Annotated in this window: 17 protein-coding genes and 1 riboswitch; of the genes, 8 read left to right on the top strand and 9 right to left on the bottom strand. The window is 76.6% G+C overall.

The features are described from left to right. Window positions 1-21 precede the first annotated feature (21 nt). The 4 genes from KDL28_RS12430 to KDL28_RS12415 form a co-directional block, all read right to left on the bottom strand. The gene (locus KDL28_RS12430) at window positions 22-840 is read right to left on the bottom strand and encodes a VOC family protein (RefSeq protein ID WP_252437980.1); all 819 of its coding nucleotides are present in this window, start codon (window positions 838-840) and stop codon (window positions 22-24) included. 54 nt (window positions 841-894) lie between these two features. After that, the gene (locus KDL28_RS12425; protein WP_252437978.1) at window positions 895-2,112 is read right to left on the bottom strand and encodes a lyase family protein; all 1,218 of its coding nucleotides are present in this window, start codon (window positions 2,110-2,112) and stop codon (window positions 895-897) included. A 91-nt stretch (window positions 2,113-2,203) separates the two neighbouring features. Then, complete coding sequence (locus KDL28_RS12420) at window positions 2,204-3,424, bottom strand: cytochrome P450 family protein (RefSeq protein ID WP_252437976.1); 1,221 nt, start codon at window positions 3,422-3,424, stop codon at window positions 2,204-2,206. Window positions 3,425-3,459: 35 nt separating this feature from the next. Further along, a complete protein-coding gene (locus tag KDL28_RS12415; RefSeq protein ID WP_252437974.1) occupies window positions 3,460-4,635 on the bottom strand; it encodes an NAD(P)/FAD-dependent oxidoreductase in 1,176 nt (391 codons plus the stop codon). Window positions 4,636-5,311: 676 nt separating this feature from the next. On the opposite strand from KDL28_RS12415, the gene KDL28_RS12410 reads away from it, so the two are divergent. Beyond that, window positions 5,312-5,980, top strand: a complete 669-nt coding sequence (locus KDL28_RS12410; RefSeq protein WP_252438052.1) for a 4'-phosphopantetheinyl transferase family protein — start codon at window positions 5,312-5,314, stop codon at window positions 5,978-5,980. A 45-nt stretch (window positions 5,981-6,025) separates the two neighbouring features. Further along, window positions 6,026-7,360, top strand: a complete 1,335-nt coding sequence (locus KDL28_RS12405) for a DNA polymerase IV (RefSeq protein WP_308215993.1) — start codon at window positions 6,026-6,028, stop codon at window positions 7,358-7,360. Between the two features lie 8 nt (window positions 7,361-7,368). Here KDL28_RS12405 and nhaA read toward each other — a convergent pair whose 3' ends face one another. Next, the gene (gene nhaA / locus KDL28_RS12400) at window positions 7,369-8,709 is read right to left on the bottom strand and encodes a Na+/H+ antiporter NhaA (protein WP_252437972.1); all 1,341 of its coding nucleotides are present in this window, start codon (window positions 8,707-8,709) and stop codon (window positions 7,369-7,371) included. Between the two features lie 15 nt (window positions 8,710-8,724). Here nhaA and KDL28_RS12395 point away from each other — a divergent pair, with 15 nt between their 5' ends. From KDL28_RS12395 to KDL28_RS12385, 3 genes are read left to right on the top strand one after another with little or no spacing between them, the layout of a single operon-like run. Next, window positions 8,725-9,252, top strand: a complete 528-nt coding sequence (locus KDL28_RS12395) for a DsbA family protein (protein WP_256501370.1) — start codon at window positions 8,725-8,727, stop codon at window positions 9,250-9,252. A 46-nt stretch (window positions 9,253-9,298) separates the two neighbouring features. Beyond that, a complete protein-coding gene (locus KDL28_RS12390) occupies window positions 9,299-10,108 on the top strand; it encodes an endonuclease/exonuclease/phosphatase family protein (RefSeq protein WP_252437968.1) in 810 nt (269 codons plus the stop codon). A gap of 28 nt (window positions 10,109-10,136) precedes the next feature. After that, window positions 10,137-10,859 (top strand): DUF998 domain-containing protein, encoded by a 723-nt coding sequence (locus KDL28_RS12385; protein WP_252437966.1) that lies wholly within the window; start codon window positions 10,137-10,139, stop codon window positions 10,857-10,859. Between the two features lie 72 nt (window positions 10,860-10,931). On the opposite strand, the gene cobT is transcribed toward KDL28_RS12385, so the two are convergent. Beyond that, a complete protein-coding gene (gene cobT / locus KDL28_RS12380) occupies window positions 10,932-11,993 on the bottom strand; it encodes a nicotinate-nucleotide--dimethylbenzimidazole phosphoribosyltransferase (protein ID WP_252437964.1) in 1,062 nt (353 codons plus the stop codon). Continuing rightward, window positions 11,993-12,754 carry an SAM-dependent methyltransferase gene (locus KDL28_RS12375; RefSeq protein WP_252437962.1) on the bottom strand — a complete coding sequence of 254 codons (762 nt, stop codon included), beginning with the start codon at window positions 12,752-12,754 and terminating at the stop codon, window positions 11,993-11,995. The genes cobT and KDL28_RS12375 overlap by 1 nt, the downstream gene beginning before the upstream one ends. 33 nt (window positions 12,755-12,787) lie before the next feature. After that, window positions 12,788-12,959, bottom strand: a riboswitch (cobalamin riboswitch). A 132-nt stretch (window positions 12,960-13,091) separates the two neighbouring features. On the opposite strand from KDL28_RS12375, the gene KDL28_RS12370 reads away from it, so the two are divergent. The 3 genes from KDL28_RS12370 (at window position 13,092) to KDL28_RS12360 (ending at window position 16,517) form a co-directional block, all read left to right on the top strand. Next, window positions 13,092-13,811, top strand: a complete 720-nt coding sequence (locus KDL28_RS12370) for a hypothetical protein (protein WP_252437960.1) — start codon at window positions 13,092-13,094, stop codon at window positions 13,809-13,811. Then, complete coding sequence (locus KDL28_RS12365; protein WP_252437958.1) at window positions 13,808-14,584, top strand: hypothetical protein; 777 nt, start codon at window positions 13,808-13,810, stop codon at window positions 14,582-14,584. Before KDL28_RS12370 ends, KDL28_RS12365 begins: the two co-directional genes overlap by 4 nt. A gap of 151 nt (window positions 14,585-14,735) precedes the next feature. After that, on the top strand, window positions 14,736-16,517 hold the full coding sequence (locus KDL28_RS12360; protein WP_252437956.1) for a serine/threonine-protein kinase: 1,782 nt from the start codon (window positions 14,736-14,738) through the stop codon (window positions 16,515-16,517). 9 nt (window positions 16,518-16,526) lie between these two features. On the opposite strand, the gene cobA is transcribed toward KDL28_RS12360, so the two are convergent. Both cobA and KDL28_RS12350 read right to left on the bottom strand, forming a co-directional pair. Next, window positions 16,527-17,756: a uroporphyrinogen-III C-methyltransferase gene (gene cobA / locus KDL28_RS12355; RefSeq protein WP_252437954.1), complete on the bottom strand. Its 1,230-nt coding sequence runs from the start codon at window positions 17,754-17,756 to the stop codon at window positions 16,527-16,529. Window positions 17,757-17,901: 145 nt separating this feature from the next. Then, window positions 17,902-18,576, bottom strand: coding sequence for a DsbA family oxidoreductase (locus KDL28_RS12350; protein ID WP_252437952.1), 675 nt, complete (start codon window positions 18,574-18,576; stop codon window positions 17,902-17,904). Window positions 18,577-18,626: the final 50 nt, after the last annotated feature.

Raw genomic sequence — 18,626 nt, 5'->3', positions numbered from 1 at the left:
ATCCGGCCCTGACCCCGACACTCACCCACGACCCGGCTGGTAGGTGTTGACGGTGAACGCGACGCCCTGCGGGTCGGTCAGCTCGGCCGTGCGCACCGGGTCCACCGTGTGGGGCGCCACGCGCACGGTCGCGCCGAGGGCCACGGCCCGCTCCACCGTCCGGTCGGTGTCGGCGACGGCGAAGGTGACCGTCCAGCGCGCGTCCGCGCCCTCGAGCACCCAGCCCACGCTGTTGGAGAAGTCGTCCGGGACGCCCTGCGCCTCGTGGCGCTCGCGCAGGCCCGGGTAGAACCGCTCCAGGACCTCGCGGTAGCCGGGGAGCACCCACATCGACGACGGTCCGAGCGGGACCGCCCGCCAGCCGAACACGGCGGCGTAGAAGGCCTGGGCGCCGGCCGGGTCGGGGGTCTGCAGGTTGCTCCAGTTCCAGGCGCCGTCGGCCCCGTCGTTCACCACCTCGGCCCCGCGCCTGCCCCGGGCCTCCCACAGCCGGAACACCGCGCCGGACGGGTCGGCGACGGTCGCGGTCCGACCGGCGCCCTCGACGTCGGAGGGCTCGGCCAGCACGCGCCCGCCGGCCCGGCGCACGGCGGCCACGGCGTCGTCCGCGCCGTCGACCCGGATGTAGGTGGTCCAGCCGGGCTCCGCCGGCCCGCCCGGCGGCCCGCCGATGCCGGCCACGTCGTGCCCGTCGATGCGGGCCACGAGTCCCGCCGGGGTCTCGCGGACGTCCCAGCCGAACAGGCCCCGGTAGAAGCGCGCCGCGCCCGGCACATCCGGGTGGGTGGTGTCGATCCAGCAGGGGACGCCGTGCGGGTACCGGTCCACGTCATCAGCCATGGCCCCACGCTAGGACCCTCAGCGGTCACTTCCGGTCCGCAATGGGGCTGGGGCTCACCCGCTGACGTCGGGCTCCGGCGGGGCGAAGCCCGTCCGGTCGGCCAGGAACCGGTCGACCAGCTCGCCAGCGTGCCCGGTGCCCTCCGGTCCGTCGAGCACGGGGCCGGTGTCGTCCGACGGCGACTCGAAGAGCCCGGCCGCCGGCTTGCGCCGGCGCGGGAGGTTGGCCGCCATCCGCTCCGGGTGCACCTCCAGCCCGGTCAGCGACGTCCGCAGCCGCGACGCCGCGCCACCGGTGGCCGCGAGCAGGTCGGACAGCGTCTGCCACTCGGCGTGCCACGCGCCTGCCGCGCGCTGGTGCTCGTGGTCGGCCGCGGCGAGCAGCGTCGCGGCCAGGCCGGGCGTCCGCCGGGCCGCGGCCCTGGCCGTGACCGCGGCGATCGGGTTGCGCTTGTGCGGCATCGACGACGAGTCGCCCGGCGCCGCCTCGGACACCTCGCCCAGCTCGGTGCCGGCGAGCAGCACGACGTCGGTGGCCGGCTTCGCGCACGCCCCCGCGGCGACGGCGAGCGCCCCGGCCAGCTCGCCGATCCGGCTGCGCTCGGTGTGCCACGGCAGCGCCGCCTCGGCCAGGGCCAGCCTGCGGGCCAGTGAGGCCGCCACGGCCGGCCCGTGCGGGTGCAGCGCGGCCAGCGTGCCCGCGGCTCCCCCGCACTGCGCGGGCAGCCCGGCCAGCACGGTGGCCAGGCCGAGCCGGGCCCGGTCGAGGCCGGCCGCCCAGCCCGCGGCGACCAGCCCGAACGTGGTCGGCACCGCCTGCTGGCCGAGCGTGCGGGCGATCATCGGGGTGTCGCGGTGGGCGGCGGCCAGCGCGGCGGCGGCGTCGGCCGCGCCGAGCAGGTCGTCCAGCACGACCTCCCCCGCCCACCCGGTGAGCAGCACGGCCGCGGTGTCCATCACGTCCTGGCTGGTGGCGCCGGGGTGCACAGAGGACCCGGCGGCACCGGCCGCCGCGCGCAGCATCCGGACCAGCGGGATCACCGGGTTGCCGCCCTCGACCGCCTGCCGGCCGAGCTCGGCGGTGTCGACGTCCAGCGCCGCCGCGGCCGCCTCGATCCGCTCGGCGTCGACCGCCGGGATGACGCCGTGCTCGGCCGCGGCGTGGGCCAGCGCGACCTCCACCGCCACCAGCGCGGCCACCCATGCGGCGTCGTCGAGCCGGGCGGTGACCCGGTCGGCCCCGAACAGTGGATCGAGGAGGGCGCTGCTCATGGGGCGTCACCGTACGCGGGCGATCGCGGCCGTCCGGCCGGAGCAACCGGGTACCGATGATCGTCGGAAGCCCGGCCGGACGAACGGAAGATCACGCCGAGGGTGGGGGCTCCCCGACGTCGGCCCCGAGCACGACGGGCATCTGCTTGAGCCCGCGCACGAGGGTGCTTCGCCGGTAGACCAACTCGTCCGGGTCGACGGCCAGCGCGAGGTCGGGGCGGCGGGCGATCAGCGCGCCGATCGCCTCCTGGCCCTCGATGCGGGCCAGCTGCGCGCCGAGGCAGTGGTGCAGGCCGTGGCCGAACGCCACGTGCCCGGAGGCGTCGCGGTCGATGCGCAGCTCGGCGGCGTCCGCGGTGCGCCGCTCGTCGCGGTTGGCCGCGGCCAGCGAGAGCACCACCACCGAACCCGCGGGGATGGTCACCCCGCTGTACTCGACGTCCTCGACGGCGAACCGGGCGGGCGTGGTGTGCACCGGGGAGTCCCAGCGCAGGAACTCCTCGACCGCCGAGCCGATCAGCTCGGGCCGCTCGCGCAGCAGGGCCCGCTGGTCGGGGTGGGTGAGCAGGGCCAGCAGCCCGTTGCCGATGAGGTTGACCGTGGTCTCGTGGCCGGCGATCAGCAGCATCATCGCCATCGCGACGAGCTCGGGCTCGGAGAGCCGGTCGCCGTCGTCGTCGGCCACCTCGATCAGCGCCGAGATGAGCGCGTCGTCGGGGTTCTCCCGCTTGGCCGCGATCAGCTCGGACAGGTACCCGTAGAGCTTCGCCGAGGAGTCGTTCGCCATGCCCTCGGAGCGGTCGGCGGAGTCGACCATGTCGTTGGACCAGGCCGCGAAGTCGTCGCGGTCCTCGGCGGGCACGCCGAGCAGCTCGCAGATCACCAGCACCGGCAGCATGAACGCGTAGCGCGACATCACGTCGACCGGGCCGTCGGCCGGCAGGTCGTCGATGAGCCGGCGGGCGATCTCGGCGACCCGCGGGCGCAGCGCCTCCATCCGGCGCAGGGTGAACGAGCGCGAGACGAGCTTGCGCAGCCGGGTGTGCTCCGGCGGGTCCATCAGGATCATCATCGGGATCGGGGTGGCCGGGTGCTCGGCCCGCTGCTCGGGGGGCAGCGTGTAGCGCCAGTCCTTGCTCAGCCGCGGGTCGGCGAGCGCGGCCCGCACGTCGGCGTGGCGGCTGATGAACCAGACCTCGCCGTCGCCCATCCGCACCTTGCGCACGGGGTGCTCGGCGAGCAGCCCGGCGTAGGCGGGGTAGGGGTCGCGCCAGAAGGCGCCCTCGAAGAGTTCCAGTGTGGTGGCGGTCACCGTGCTCCTTCGTGATCAGTTCTGTAAGCGCGAGCTTACGTGCGGGGGGCCGGCCGCGCCGCGCGCGCGAGCCGGTCGGGCAGCAGCGCGGACGCCGCGACCGGGACGTCGACGGGCACCGGCGCCCCGGTGATCACCGCGGCGCCGAACGCGGCCAGCGCCGGGGACGACTCGATGCCGAACCCGCCCTGGGCCGCGAAGAACCAGAACCCCGGGTGCTCGCCCCACGCCCCGACGACGGGCCTGCGGTCGGCCACGAAGGAGCGCAGCCCGGCCCAGCTGGTGCGCACCGAGCGCAGACCCAGACCGGTCGCGGCCTCCACCCGCTCCAGGGCCGTGGCCACGTCCAGCTCGTCGGGGCGCGCGTCGTGGGGGTCGACCGGCGTCTCGTCGCCCGGGCTGCACAGCAGCGCCGGCCCGGCCGCGGTCGTCTCGGCCTTGAAGTAGAACCGCTCGGCGGCCTCGCAGACCATCGGCAGCACCGGGTCGGGGCCGCGCAGGCGGGCGGGGTCGGGCACCGCGACCACCGCGATCGTGCGGCGCAGCGGGCGCAGCCCCACCCGCGGCACACCGGCCAGCCCGGCCACCTCGTCGGCCCACGCGCCCGCCGCGTCGACGACCTCGGCGCAGTCGACGACGAGGTCGGCGCCGGCCCGCACCCGCCACCCGTCGGCGGTCCGGTCGACGGCGCGCACCGGCGCCGCCGAGCGCACGCGGCCGCCGCGGGCGCGCAGCCCGCGCACGTAGGCCTGGTGCAGCGCCTCGGTGTCGATGTCGGCGGCCTCCTCGACGACGGCCGCCGCGCGCACCGCGCCCGGGGCCAGCGCCGGGCAGCGCCGCTCGGCCTCCCCCGGCTCCAGCGGCCGCGGAGCGGCCGGCTCCCCCGCCTGCTCGGCCAGGTCGGCGGCGAGCACGCGCTCACCCTCGGCGTCGAGGGCCACGTGCAGGACCGCGCGGCGGCTCAGCAGCGGCGGCGCCCCCAGCTCGGCGGCCAGCGCGGCGAACCGCGGGCCGCTGGCCGCGATCAGCGCGCGGACCTCGGGCACGCCGTGGCCGGGGATGTAGGTCGCCGCGGAGCGGGCCGTGGAGTGGCGGGCGAGGGCCCGGTCGGCCTCCAGCAGCACGACGCGCCGGGTGGCGGCGAGCTCGTAGCCCACCGAAGCCCCGGCGATGCCGCCGCCGATCACGACCACGTCCGCTGTCTCGACCATGGATCTCCACGGTAGCCGCGCGCGGCGTACGCGGCCCGTCGCCGTTAATTCGCTCGCACGGGCGCCGCGACCGCTCTAGGGTTCCTCCCATGCGCCTGTAACGAAGGTCGCTCCAGCGACCCGCGGTCCGCCGTCCCGGCCCGCGCAGCGTCCACGCCGCCCCGGCACCGCCCGGACGGTCGCACCGGCACCGACCAGTCCTCGCGCGGGCCTCGACGACCCGCGCCCGTGGCGCCCTTCCCGGTCTTCGTTGCAGGAGGTACCCGCATGCGTGCCCATCCGCCCTCTCCGCTGTCCTCGTCACTTCCCGTGGCACCGCCCGCGGACCAGCCGGTCCCCGGCACCGACCAGAGTCCCGAGTCCGACAGCCCGGCCGGCACCGCACCGGTGCCGGCGAACAGGGCGGCCCGTCGCGGCCGCGCGAAGGGTCAGGGCGACCGGGGAGCCGTCCGGACCGGCTTCCCGGCCCGACCCCGCGCGGCGCAGGGCCGCCGGGTCAACCCGGTGCGTCGCGCGGGTTGACCCACCCGGCGTGGCCGGGGGCACCCGCGGCACACGCCGGCCGCCGGACCCGACCACGCCCCGGCGCCGCCGTCCCGCGTCCACGGGACGGCGGCGCCGCCGCATCCGCTGGCCCGCCCGCGGCGGCGCGTGTGACGATGGGCCGGTGAGCGGCATGTGCGAGGTCTGGTGGGCCCGCCCGGTCGACCCGGACACCGCACCCGGCCTGGTGGGCCTGCTCGACGACGCCGAGCGCGCGCGGCTGCCCCGGTTCCGCCTCCCCGCCGACCGCGCCCGCTACCTGGCCGCGCACGCGCTGACCCGCATCGTGCTGGCCGGCGCCGTCGGCGCGGCGCCCGCCGAGCTGCGCTTCGACCGCAGCTGCCGCTGCGGCGAGCAGCACGGCAAACCCACCCTGCCCGGCGGCCCCGGCTTCTCCCTCACCCACGCCGGCGACCTGGTCGGCGTGGCCGTGCACGACGGCCCGGTCGGCCTCGACGTCGAGCACGCCCGCCCCCTCGCCGACCTCGCCGCGATGGCCGCGCACGTCAGCTCGCCCGACGAGACCGTCGCCGACGACTCGGCTTTCTTCACCCTGTGGACGCGCAAGGAGGCCCTGCTCAAGGCGACCGGCGAGGGCCTGTCCGCGCCGATGAGCGCGATCACCCTCGGCCCGACCGGCGTCCTGGCCTGGACGGGCGCCGCCGCGCCCACCGGCCCGGTGTGGCTGCGCGACCTGCGCCCCGCCGCCGGCTACCCGGCCGCCGTCGCCGGCCTGGGCCCCGGGCCCGTCGCCGTGCGGGAGTCCGACGGGGACGCCGTCCTGCGCTCCCCCACCCCCTGACGGCGGTCGGGCGGGACCGTCGGGGGTGGGGAGGACGATGGCGGGGTGAGCGGGAGGTGGGTGCTGCACCTGGACATGGACGCGTTCTTCGCCTCCGCCGAGCAGCTCACCCGCCCCACCCTGCGCGAGCGCCCGGTGCTGGTCGGTGGGCTCGGGCCGCGGGCGGTGGTCGCCGGGGCCAGCTACCAGGCCCGCGTGCACGGCGCCCGCTCGGCGATGCCGATGGGCCAGGCGCGCAGGCTGTGCCCGGGCGCCGTGGTCCTGCCGCCGCGGTTCCCCCTCTACCAGGCGCTCTCCGAGCGGGTCATGGGCGTGCTGGCCGAAGCGGCGCCGGTGCTGGAGCCGGTCTCGGTCGACGAGGCGTTCCTGGAGCCGCCCGACCTCGCCGGGGCCGAGCCCGCCGAGGTGGAGCGGTTCGCCGTCCGCCTGCGCGCCGACGTCCGCGCCGCGACGGGCCTGCCCGCCTCGGTGGGCGCCGGCTCCGGCAAGCAGCTCGCCAAGATCGCCTCCGAGCTGGCCAAGCCCGACGGGCTGCGGGTGGTGGGCCCCGGCGAGCAGCGCGAGGTGCTCGCCGCGCTGCCGGTCCGGGCGCTGTGGGGCGTGGGCCCGGTCAGCGAGGCCGCCCTGTCCAAGCTGGGCATCCGCACCATCGGCGAGCTGGCCGCGATGGACACCCGCGAGCTCAACGGCCTGCTCGGCACCGCGATCGGCACCGAGCTGCACCGCCTCGCGCACGGCGTCGACGACCGCCCGGTCGCCCCGCGCGGGGCGGCCAAGCAGGTCAGCGCGGAGACGACCTTCGAGACCGACCTCACGGCGATGACCGCGGTGCACGAGGCCGTCGCCCGCATCACCGGCAGCGCCCACCGCAGGCTGGTCGCGTCGGGCCGTGCGGCCCGCACGGTCACCGTCAAGGTCCGCAGCGCCGCCTTCACCACCGTCACCCGCTCGGAGACGGCCGCCTCCGGCACCACCGACCTCACCGCGCTGACGGCGGTCGCCCAGCGCCTGGCCCGCAACGCCGTCCCGGCCGACGGGGTGCGGCTGATCGGCGTCTCGCTCGCCGGCCTCGTCGACGACCCGCCGCCGGCGCTGTTCGAGGCGGCCGTCGACACCGGCCCCGCCCCGGAGCCCGACGCCACCGAGACCGCGGAGCCCGCCGCGGACGGCACCGCGGACGGCACCGCGCCGGACCGGCCCTGGCGCCCCGGCGACGACGTCCACCACCCCGAGCACGGCCACGGCTGGGTGCAGGGCGCCGGGCACGGCCGGGTGACCGTCCGCTTCGAGACCCGCTCCACGGGCCCCGGCCGCGCCCGCACCTTCGCCGCCGACGACGCCGCCCTCACCCGGGCGGATCCCCTGGCCAGCTTGACCTGACCGAGGGGTCAGGCCGGCGGGCGCCAGGGGCGGGGCGGCAGCACCGGCAGGCCCGACGGCGCGCACTGGCCGCCGCGCTCGCCGGCCACCCGGAAGATCAGCCAGCCGATCACCGCGGCCAGGATCGAGCCGACCAGGATGCCGATCTTGGCGTCGTTGACCAGCTCCTCGTCGTCGAGGGCCAGCTCGGTGACGAACAGCGCCACCGTGAACCCGATCCCGGCCAGCCCCGCCCCGCCGACGAGCTGCCCCCAGCGCAGCGTGTCGGGCACGGTGCCCAGCCGGGTGCGCAGCGCGAACCAGGTGCCCGCGGTGACGCCGATGAGCTTGCCCGCCGTGAGCCCGACGACGATCCCCCAGGTCAGCGGCGACGTGGCGGCGGCCAGCAGGCTCTGGCCGGTGAGCTGGACGCCCGCGTTCGCCAGCACGAACAGCGGCACGATCACGTAGCTGCTCCACGGCTGGATGCGCAGCTGCAGCCGCTCGTTCGGCGACACCGCCTCGCCGACCGCCGACTGCGCGGCCAACGCGCGCGCGGGGCTCGGGTCGAGCATGAAGCTGCTGCCGACGACCTGCGCGCGGGCGATGTCGCGGGGGCGCGGCGCGTAGGCGTTGACCAGCAGGCCCAGCACCACCCCGACCACGCTCGGGTGCACCCCCGAGGCCAGCACGGCCAGCCACATGACCGCGCCGATCAGCACGTAGATCGGGGTCCGCCAGAACCGGACGAAGCGCAGCGCCAGCAGCGCCGCGAACAGCCCGACGGCCATGAGCAGCGCGGTGACGTCGACGTCGTCGGTGTAGAAGAGGGCGATCGCGCCGACGGCGCCGATGTCGTCGACGATGGCCAGCGCGAGCAGGAACACCCGCAGCTGGTCGGGGCAGCGCGGCCCGACCAGCGCGAGCACCCCGATCACGACCGCGGTGTCGGTGGAGATCGCGATCCCCCACGCCCCCGCAGCCGGCCCGCCCGCGTTGAACAGCAGGAACAACGCGGCCGGCACGGTCAACCCGCCCAGCGCGGCCAGCGCGGGCGCGGCGATGGCCCGCGCGCCGCGCAGCTCCCCCAGCGTGGTCTCGCGACTGATCTCCAGCCCGACGCTGAAGAAGAACAGCACCATCAGCCCGTCGTTGACCCAGTGCCGCAGGTCGAGCGCGAGGTCCTGGCCGCCGACGCCGACGCGGAACTCCAGGTGCCAGAACTCCTCGTAGCCCAGGTCGAGGTTGGCCCACACCAGTGCGATCACCGCGGCGCCCAGCAGCAGCACCGCCGAACCGGACTCGGTGCGCAGGAAGGTCCGCGCGGCGCGGCTGAGCTCGCCGCGCTCGGCTAGGGTCGTGATCGCCACGGGACGTCATCCTGCCTGAGGAGGCCGGCGATCACGCTCGACCCACGGATCGGGACCTACGACCACCTGCTCGGAGTGCTGGGCGCCGAGTACAGCCTGGTCGAGTACGGCGACTTCGAGTGCCCGTACTGCCGGGCCGCGGCGCCGGTCGTCAACGAGGTGCGCGAGAAGCTGGGCGAGCGCCTGGTGTTCGTCTTCCGGCACTTCCCGCTCGCCGAGCTGCACCCGTTCGCGCTGTCGGCTGCGGTGGCGTCGGAGGGCGCGGCGCTGCACGGGCTGTTCTGGCCGATGCACGAGAAGCTGTTCTCCGGCGACGAGCCGCACCTCACCCAGGACGACCTGCGCCGCTACGCCGAGGAGATCGGGGCCAAGCCGGAGAAGGTCACCTGGCCGGCCACCCGCTTCGTCGAGGACCGCGTCGAGGCCGACTTCAACTCGGGCGTGCGCAGCGGCGTGCGCGGCACCCCGACGTTCTTCGTCAACGGCGAGCTCTACGACGGCGACACCACCGTCGACGCGCTGATCGACGCGCTGGTGCGGTGAACCGGAACCGGTCGCCCGCCCGAAAGCCCCGCACGGCGGGACCGCGGTGAGGATCGCCACCTGGAACCTGCTGCACTGCCGCGACGTGCGCACCGGCCGCGTCGACCTCGGGGCGGTGGCCGACGCGATCGCCGCGCTGGACGTCGACGCCGTCGCGGTGCAGGAGATCGACCGCGAGCTGTCCCGCTCCGGCGGCCACGACCAGCTCTCGGTGCTGGCCGACAAGCTCGGCTGGCACGGCGTGTTCGCCCCGGCCCTGCTCGGGGAGCCGGTCCGCAGCTGGGACGCCCTCCCCGACGACGGCGCCGACCCGGGCGGGCCTGCCTACGGCATCGGGCTGCTCAGCCCGCACCCCCTGCACGACGTGGCCCGGCTGGCCCTGCCCGGCGGCGCGGCGCAGCGCCGCACGCCCGCGGGCGTCGACCGGCCGCCCGCCTGGGACCGCGAGCCGCGGGTGGCCGTCCGCGCGCGGCTGGAGCTGCCCGGCGGCCGGGAGGTCGTGCTCACCGGCACGCACCTGACGTACGTGACGTGGCGCGCGGTCCGCCAGCTGCACCGCGCCCTGTCCTGGGCGGCGGCGGGCGGCCCGGCCGCCGTGCTGGCCGGCGACCTCAACCTGCCGCACCGGGCGCTGCGGGCGGCGCTGCGGGGCACCGGGTGGAGACCCACGGCCCCGGCCGGGCCGACCTACCCGGCGTGGCGCCCGCGGATGCAGCTCGACCACCTGCTGGCCCGCGGCGCCCATCTGGACGACGTGCGGGTAGCCCATCGGGGCCCCAGCGACCACCTGGCGGTCACCGCCAGGGTGAACATGTCCGGGAATCAGCCGCCGGTCAGTGCGTCGGAGCACCCCTGACCACGCTGCGTTGTCGCAGAATGGAGGGGTGCAGCGCTCCGGCCTCCGCCTCGGTCTGGTGTCGCTGGTGCTCGCGCTCGTCGCGCTGGTCGCCGCCGCCCGGGCCCTCGGCCTCGTCGTCTACCTCGCCGTGGCCTTCTGGTCCGACGTCGACCCGATATCGCAGCCGCTGAGCATGTACGTGTTCGTCGACGGCGGCGGCCCGCCGGCCGACTCCGCGGCGCTCACGCTGGCCGCGGCGATGGTCGCGCTGCTGCTCGGGATGGCCCGGGCGGGCGTTCGCCTGCGCGGCAAGCCCGCCGCCTACCTGTCGGCCTGGGCGGGCTGCCTGGTCGTGGCCACGGTCTTCCCCACCGACCGGTCGCCGTCGGTCGAGACCGTCGCGGGGTGGATCCACCAGATCGCCGGCGCCGGGTTCCTCGCGCTGCTGGCCATGGGCGGGTGGGCCCTGGTGCCGCGGCTGCGGGAGGACCCCGCGTGGCGGCCGACCGCGGGCGTCGTCCGCGCGCTGACGGCCTGGACCGCGGGCCTGGCGGTCGCCTACGTGGTGAGCCGGCTGGGCGACTGGTTCCCCGACCTGGTCGACGTCACCCTCGGGTTCGACCCCGGCGGGCTGCTGCAGCGCCTCGCGCTGACCGTCGACGCCGCGGTCATCGGCGCGCTGGCCATTCACCTGATCCGGGTGAGCTGGCCGGGCCTGCGCCCGCACGGCGAGCGCGGCTCCGACTCGGCCCCCTCGTCCCAATCCTGAGCCGTCCCAATCCTGAGCCGTCCCAATCCTGAGCCGTCCCAATCCTGAGCCGTCCCAATCCTGAGCCGCGCCCTACCCGTTCTTGTCGACCACCCCGGCGGCGTCGAAGGTCGCCACGTCCTGCATCGCCTGCGCGGCCGCCTGCAGCACCGGCAGCGCGAGCAGGGCGCCGGTGCCCTCCCCCAGCCGCAGGCCCAGGTCCAGCAGCGGCACCAGGCCCAGGTGGGCCAGGGTGAGCCGGTGGCCCGGCTCGGCGGAGCGGTGCCCGGCCACGCAGTAGCCGACCGCGGCCGGCGCGAACGCGGCCGCGACGAGCGCGGCCGCGCCCGCGTTGACGCCGTCGAGCAGCACCGGGAGCCGGTGGGCGGCGCCGCCCAGCACGAGACCGGCCAGGGCGGCGTGCTCCAGGCCGCCGAAGGCCGACAGCACGCCGAGGGGGTCGGCGGGGTCGGGTCGGTGCAGCGCGAGGGCCTGCGCGACGACGGCGGTCTTGCGGGCCAGGGTGGCGTCGTCGACGCCGGTGCCGCGGCCCGTGGCCGCGGCCGGGTCGGCCCCGGTGAACGCGCAGACCAGCGCGGCGGCGGCGGTCGTGTTCGCGATGCCCATGTCGCCCGTCACGAGGCACCGGTTGCCGGCCGCGGCGAGCTCCCCGGCGACCGCGATGCCGACCTCGACGGCCGCCAGGGCCCGGTCCCGGTCGAGCGCGGGCCCGGCGGTCATGTCGGCGGTGCCGGGCGCCACGCGGCGCAGCAGCAGGCCGTCGGCGGGGTCCAGCGGCGCGGCGACCCCGACGTCGACGACGTGCACCCCGGCCCCGACCCGGCGGGCGAAGGCGTTCACCACGGCGCCCCCGGCCAGGAAGTTGGCGACCATCTGCGCGGTGACCTCCTGCGGCCACGGCGTCACCCCCCGGGCGTGCACGCCGTGGTCGGCGGCGAACACCGCGACCGCCGCCGGCTCGGGCACCGGCGGCGGGCACGCCCCGGCGATCCCGGCCAGGTCGACGGCCAGGGCCTCGACCTGGCCCAAAGCGCCGCGCGGCTTGGTCATCCGGTCCAGCCGCTCGGCGGCGGCGGCGCGGGCCGCGGCGTCGACCGGCCGGACGGCGGCCAGCGCCACCTCGAGCGCGCCCATCACCGCCCCCGCCGCGGTCCGCCGCGCCCCGCGCGGGCGGGTGGGACGAGCAGCGTCGACGGGTCCGGCCCTCCGGCGTCGTAGACGGCGTCGTCGAAGCGGCCGGTCTCGCGCAGCACCGCCAGCGTCTCGGGCGGCATCCCGCCGAGGTCGTGGGCCACGACGGCGTCGCCGCGCTCGCAGGCCTCCCGGAACCGCTGCGCCCCGGCCGTCACCGGGAACAGCTGCAGCGCCTCGCGGCCCTGCACGAGCGGCGTGCCCGCGCGGGCCGCCAGGTCCTGCATCGCGGTGATCCCCGGGACGATCCGCACGTCCACCCCGCCCGCAACAGCGCGGACGGCGTCGGCCAGGTAGGTGAAGGCCGAGTAGACGCAGGGGTCGCCGACGGTGGCGAAGGCGGCCAGGCCGCCGGGGTGCTCCCCGAACCAGGAGGCCACCGCCGCGGCCACCGCGTCCCAGGCGCGCTCGTCCCCGTGCGGGGCGATCACGAGCCGCTCCACCCGCCACGCCTCGGCGTAGTGCAGCGCGATCTGCTCGGTGGGCCCGGTCCCGCCCGGGTCGGCGACCGGCACGAACACCACGTCGGCCTCGGCCAGCAGGTCGGCCGCCCGCACGGTGACCAGGTCGGGGTCGCCGGGCCCCATCCCCACCCCGACGAGGGTGCCGGACGCGCGCGCCGGTGGCGGTTGGGCGTCCGCGACGGACAGCGCAGCCGACAACGCAGGGGACAGCACAGCAGGAGCCGACGGGTCGCCGGTCATCGTTCCTCCTCGAGGGTCCGCGCCCTCATCCGCGGGGGTCCAGCGACGGCGGCGAGTGTCCTGGCTCCCGGATCGATGCGCCGCGCCCGACCTTCCCGCCGTACCGCGGCGGTGGTCGTGAAAGTGGGCGTGCGCTCCCCGGTGACAGTGGCGGGACCGCGCCGGACTCGCACCGGCTTCCTGCACTGCCGTCCCGGGAACTGCAACACACGGTGCGGCCCGGGTCAACGCGGTCGCGCCACGGCGAGGTTTGAGTTCACGAGCGGGTCGGGAACTCCCCTGTCAAGTTCTTCACTCGGATGGAGTGAGGCAACCGCCACGAGAGAGGTGTGTCCGGGTGGATACCACCGTCATCGTCCTGATCGTCGTCATCGTGGTGCTCGCGCTCGCCGCCGGGGGCTTCGTGCTGGCCCGCCAGCGCCGCTCCCAGCGCCTGCGCGAGCACTACGGCGAGGAGTACGAGCGCAGCGTAGAGGAGACCGGCGACCGCCGGTCCGCCGAGGCCGCGCTGACCGAGCGCGAGAGCCGGGTGCGCGACCTCGACATCCGCGAGCTGCGCCCCGAGGAGCGCGAGGGCTTCACCGAGCGCTGGGCCGCCGTCCAGCGCGACTTCGTCGACGACCCGGCCGGCTCGCTGCGCCAGGCCGACGACCTGGTCGTGGAGATCATGCGGGTGCGCGGCTACCCGACCGAGGGCGACTTCGACCGCCGCGCCGAGGACATCTCCGTCGACCACCCGCAGGTGGTTCGCCACTACCGCGACGCCCGCGCCGTGCGCGACGCCGACGGCGACGTCGACACCGAGAAGCAGCGCACCGCGCTCACCTCGTACCGCTCGCTCGTCGAGGCCCTGCTCGGCACGCACTCCGACCGGCACGACGACGACCGGCACGACGACCACCGGCACGACGACCACCGGCACGACGACCGCCACGACGACCGCCGCCACGACGAGGTCGAGGGCCCCCGCCACGCCGCCGACCCGAGCACCGACGGCACCCGCAACGGCGTCGCCCACACCGACGTGACCACGACGACCGAGGAGCAGAAGCGATGACCACCGCCGACCGGCACACCGACACCGACCCGCGGCCCGAGGGCGGCGCCTACCGGGCCTCGGACGTCGACGTCACCGCCCAGGACGACGCGGCGCGCTACGAGGACGTCGACGGCACGGCCGCGGCCCGCGAGCCCGGCGGCTACGCCCAGCGCCACGGCGACGCGGCCGACGGCACCGACCGCACCGACGGGACCCACGGGAACGCGGACGGGTACGGCGGCACCCAGCGCCTCGACGCCCAGGACGCCGACCTGCGCGGCGACCCCGACCCGACCCCGACCGACGCCACGGCGACCGACGAGCCCCGCACCGAGGGCGGCTACCCGCACAGCGCCGAATCGGTCGACCGCTCCGGCCGCAACGCCGAGGGCCACACCGAGGGCCACACCGCGGGCCGCCACGCCGACTCCGACCTGCGCACCGCCGACGCGGACGCCTCGGCCACGAGCGCCACCGGCACCTCGACCGGCACAGCGACCACCGGCACGGCGGGTTCGGACAAGCTGGAGCGGCTCGTGCCCAGCTCGCGCGTCGACGAGTACACGACCCGCTGGGACGCGGTGAAGGTCGAGTTCGTCGACGAGCCCCGCCAGGCCGTGGCCAAGGCCGACAAGCTGGTCGGCGAGCTGCTCGACGAGCTGGACCAGCTGTTCCGCAAGCAGCGCAGCGACCTCGAGCACGGCCTCGACGCCGACGAGACCTCCACCGAGGACCTGCGGCTGGCCCTGCGCCGCTACCGCAGCTTCTTCGACCGGCTGCTCCAGCTCTGAGCCCCCGCTGCACCCGACCGGGCCCGACCGCCGAACGGTGGTCGGGCCCGGTGGCGTGTCGGGCCGGTCACGCAGCGGCGTACCGGCTGGTGGACCGCCTGCGGGTGTGCACGCCGGCCGGTGGTCGGACGACCGGTTCTACACTGCGCGGGTGACCTCGGTTCCCCCGTTGGAGATACCCGGCCTGGAGAACCCAGAGGTGATCGGCCAGGGCGGGTTCGGGACCGTGTTCAAGGTCGAGGAGCCCGAGTTCGGCCGGTCGGTCGCGGTCAAGGTGATCGAGGAGCGGCTCAACGGCGACAGCGTCCGCCGGGCCTTCCTGCGCGAGTGCCAGGCCATGGGGGCCCTGTCCGGCCACCCGCACATCGTCACCGTGCTGCGCGGCGGCACCACCGACACCGGCCGCGCCTACATCGTGATGGACCTGATGAGCGAGGGGTCGCTGGGCGACCGCATCGCGCGGGACGGCCCGCTGCCCTGGCCGGAGGTCCTGGAGATCGGCGTGATGGTCGCCGGCGCGCTGGAGACCGCGCACCGCGCCGGCATCCTGCACCTGGACATGAAGCCGGCCAACGTGCTGGTCTCCAAGTACGGCGAGCCGAAGCTGGCCGATTTCGGCATCTCCCGCCTGCCCGGCGTCACCGAGACCACCGACGGCCGGGTCAAGGCCAGCGTCGCGTTCGCGGCCCCCGAACGGCTGCTCGACGGCACCGCGACCGTCGCCTCCGACATCTACGGCCTCGGCGCCACCCTGTACACCCTCCTGGTCGGCCGACCCGCCTTCACCTCCGAGACCGGCCACGACGACCTGCTGGCCACGGTGGCCCGCGTCGTCCGCGACCCGGTCCCCGACCTGCGCCCGCGCGGCGTGCCGGACGTCGTGGCCCGGGCGATCGAGCGCATGATGGCCAAGTCGCCCGCCGAGCGCTTCCCCTCCGCGGCCGACGCCGCGGTCGAGATGCAGGCCGCGCAGCGCAGCACCGGCCGCCCGGTCACCCGGGCGGTCATCGAGGGCGAGCGTCCCACCCACGGCGACACCGTCACCTGGGCGGCCCCCCGGTCGGTCCCCGGCGTGGCCCCGCTGCGCCCGCTGGTCCCCGGCTTCGCCGAGGCCGACCGGGCCGGCTCGAGCGGACCCTCCGCCTTCGCCGGCCCCGGGCAGGGCCCCAGCGGCCCGACCCCGCGCGTCCCGGCCTGGATCTCGGCCCCCTACGGCGGCCAGTCCGCCGACCCCCCGCCGACCGAGCCCGTCCCGGCCCAGCAGGCGCCGACCCGCGCCGTCGCCGGCCCGCAGCAGCCGCCGCACTGGGCGCCCCCGCCGATGGCCGCCCGGCACCGCCGCGGCCCGATCATCGCCGGGGTGGCCGCCGCGGTCGTCGTGATCGTGGGCGCGGGCATGCTGGCCTGGTACCTCAACCGCCCGCCCACCATCTCCACCGGCAGCGGGCCGACGACCACGACCACGGCCGCCGCCCCGTCGACCAGCCGCACGACGACACCGCCGCCCCCCACCTCGACGACGATCGACATCCCGTTCGACGCCACCGTCGCCATCGACCCGAGCGTCACCCACCCGGCCGCCGTGGACGCCCGGTCGAGCCTGCGCGAGTACATCCTGGGCATCAACGAGGCACGCTACGAGGACGCCTTCGCCTACTTCAGCCCCGACTCCGCCACCTTCCAGGGCGGCATCGACGCCTGGGCGGAGGGCCAGCTCACCACCATCATCGTCGACGCGCGGATCACCGCCGTGCGCGACATCGACCCGGTCACCATCGAGGTCGACATGACCTTCACCAGCACGCAGGCCGCCGAGGACGGCCCCGACGGCCAGGAGTGCACCTACTGGAACCTGGCCTACGAGATGGACGGCTCGAGCCCGGTGTGGCTGATCCGCGGCGCCTCCGCGATCACCCCGCCGGTGGCCTGCTGACCACCGCCCTCAGCCGAGCCGGTCGACCGTCACCGCCCCCGCCACGAGCCCGGCCACCGGCCCCACGACCACCACCGCAGGCGGCGCGACGCCCTCGGCCACCACGACCTCCGCCACCGTGGCCAACGTCGCCCGCACCGTCCGCTGGATCCGGGTCGTCCCGTCCTGCACCACCACCACCGGGGTGTCGGCCGGCCGGCCCCCGGTGACCAGGGCGTCGGCGAACAGCGCGATGCGCTCCACCGCCATCATCAGCACGATCGTGCCCCGCAGCCGGGCCAGCGCCGGCCAGTCCACCAGGCTGCGGGGGTCGTCCGGCGCGACGTGCCCGGACACGACGACGATCTCGTGCACCACCCCGCGGTGGCTCACCGGGACGTCGGCGACGGCGGGGGCGGCGAAGGCGCTGGTGATCCCGGGGACGACGGTCACCGGGACGCCGGCTTCGGCGCAGGCCAGCACCTCCTCGAAGCCGCGGCCGAAGACGTAGGGGTCGCCGCCCTTGAGGCGCACCACGAACTTGCCGGCCGACGCGTGCTCCACCAGCAGCTCGTTGATCCGGGCCTGGTTCATCGCCCGCCCGTAGGGGATCTTGGACGCGTCGATGACCTCGACGTGCGGGCCGAGGGCATCGAGGAGGTCGCGGGGGCCGAGCCGGTCGGTGACGACGACGTCGGCGCGGGCCAGCAGGCGCCTGCCCCGCACCGTGATCAGCTCGGGGTCGCCGGGGCCGCCGCCGACCAGGGCGACCCCGGGTGCCACCGGCTCGGCCGTGTCGTCGACGACGCCGGCCTGGAGGGCTTCGACGAGGGCCGTGCGCACGGCGGCGGCGCGGCGGGGTCGCCTGCCGGCCAGCACGCCGACGGTCAGGCCGTCGTGGCGGCCGACGGCCGGGGTGACGGCGGTGCCGGAGGGGGCGTGGTCGGCGCGGACGCAGAACACCCGGCGCCGCTCGGCCTCCGCGCCCACGGCGGCGTTCGCCTCGGCGTCGTCGGTGCAGGCCAGGGCGTACCAGGCGCCGTCGAGATCGCCGTCGCGGTAGCCGCGGGCGGTCCAGCGCAGCTCGCCCGCGGTCGCCATGCCCTCGACGGCGGGGGTCAGGGCCGGGGCCACGACCTCGACGTCGGCACCGGCCGCGAGCAGGCCGCTGAGCCGGCGCTGGGCCACCGAACCGCCGCCCACCACGACGACGCGGCGACCGGCCAGGTCGAGTCCGGCCAGGTAGGGCTCGGCCATCATCGGTCCCCCACCGCGGCCCGCCCGCTCGGCCCCGACCCGACGGAGGTCACCTTCCCGCGATCCACCCCGTCAGTCTGGGTGGGGAAGGGGTCGACGTCCACGGTGCGGGCGGGGCGTCACACCCGCACCGGTCCCCGAACGGGGCTCAGCCCTCGTCGACGATCTCCCACGCGCGCTCGATGGCGTGCGCGTACCCGTCCACCTCGCTGGCCCCCGACACCCCCAACCGGCCCGCGAGCACCGCGAACGGCACCCCGCGCACGCCGATGCGCTGGGCGTCGGCGATGTCGGCGCGGACGTCGCCGGTGTGGGCGGTGCCGGCGAGCACCTCGGCCGCGGCCCCGCGATCGAGCCCGACCTCGGCGGCGAGGTCGGCCAGGACGGCGTGGTCGAAGACGTCGCGGCCACCGGAGAACAGCTCGCGCTGCAGGACGGTCATCAGGGGCTCGGCGGCGCCGGTCTGCGCGGCGTGGGCGAGCAGGCGGTGGATGTCGAAGGTGGCGGCGTGCGGGCGGTGGGCGGTGTAGGGCAGGCCCTCGGCGGCGGCGCGGGCGGCCATCCCGGCCTCCATCTCCTCGACCTGCGCCGCGGGCACGCCGAACTTCGCGGTCAGGTACTCCAGGTTGGGGCGGGCCCGGGCGGGGGCGGTCGGGTCGAGCTCGTAGGCGTGCAGCACCAGGTCGATCGAGTCGGCGCGGGGCGAGCCGTCGATGGCCTTGCGCAGCCGCGCCGCGCCCAGGTAGCACCACGGGCAGACGACGTCGCTCCACAGGTCGATGCGCAGGCGGGCGTCGGTGCGGTGCGGGGTCGAGGTCGTCACCCGGTCGAGGATGCCACCACGGCCCGGGCGCCGACCCGACCCGGTGATCA

It is taken from the genome of Pseudonocardia humida, from assembly GCF_023898865.1.
In the GTDB taxonomy this organism is placed as follows: domain Bacteria; phylum Actinomycetota; class Actinomycetes; order Mycobacteriales; family Pseudonocardiaceae; genus Pseudonocardia; species Pseudonocardia humida.
This window is presented reverse-complemented; position numbering and strand designations above follow the sequence as displayed.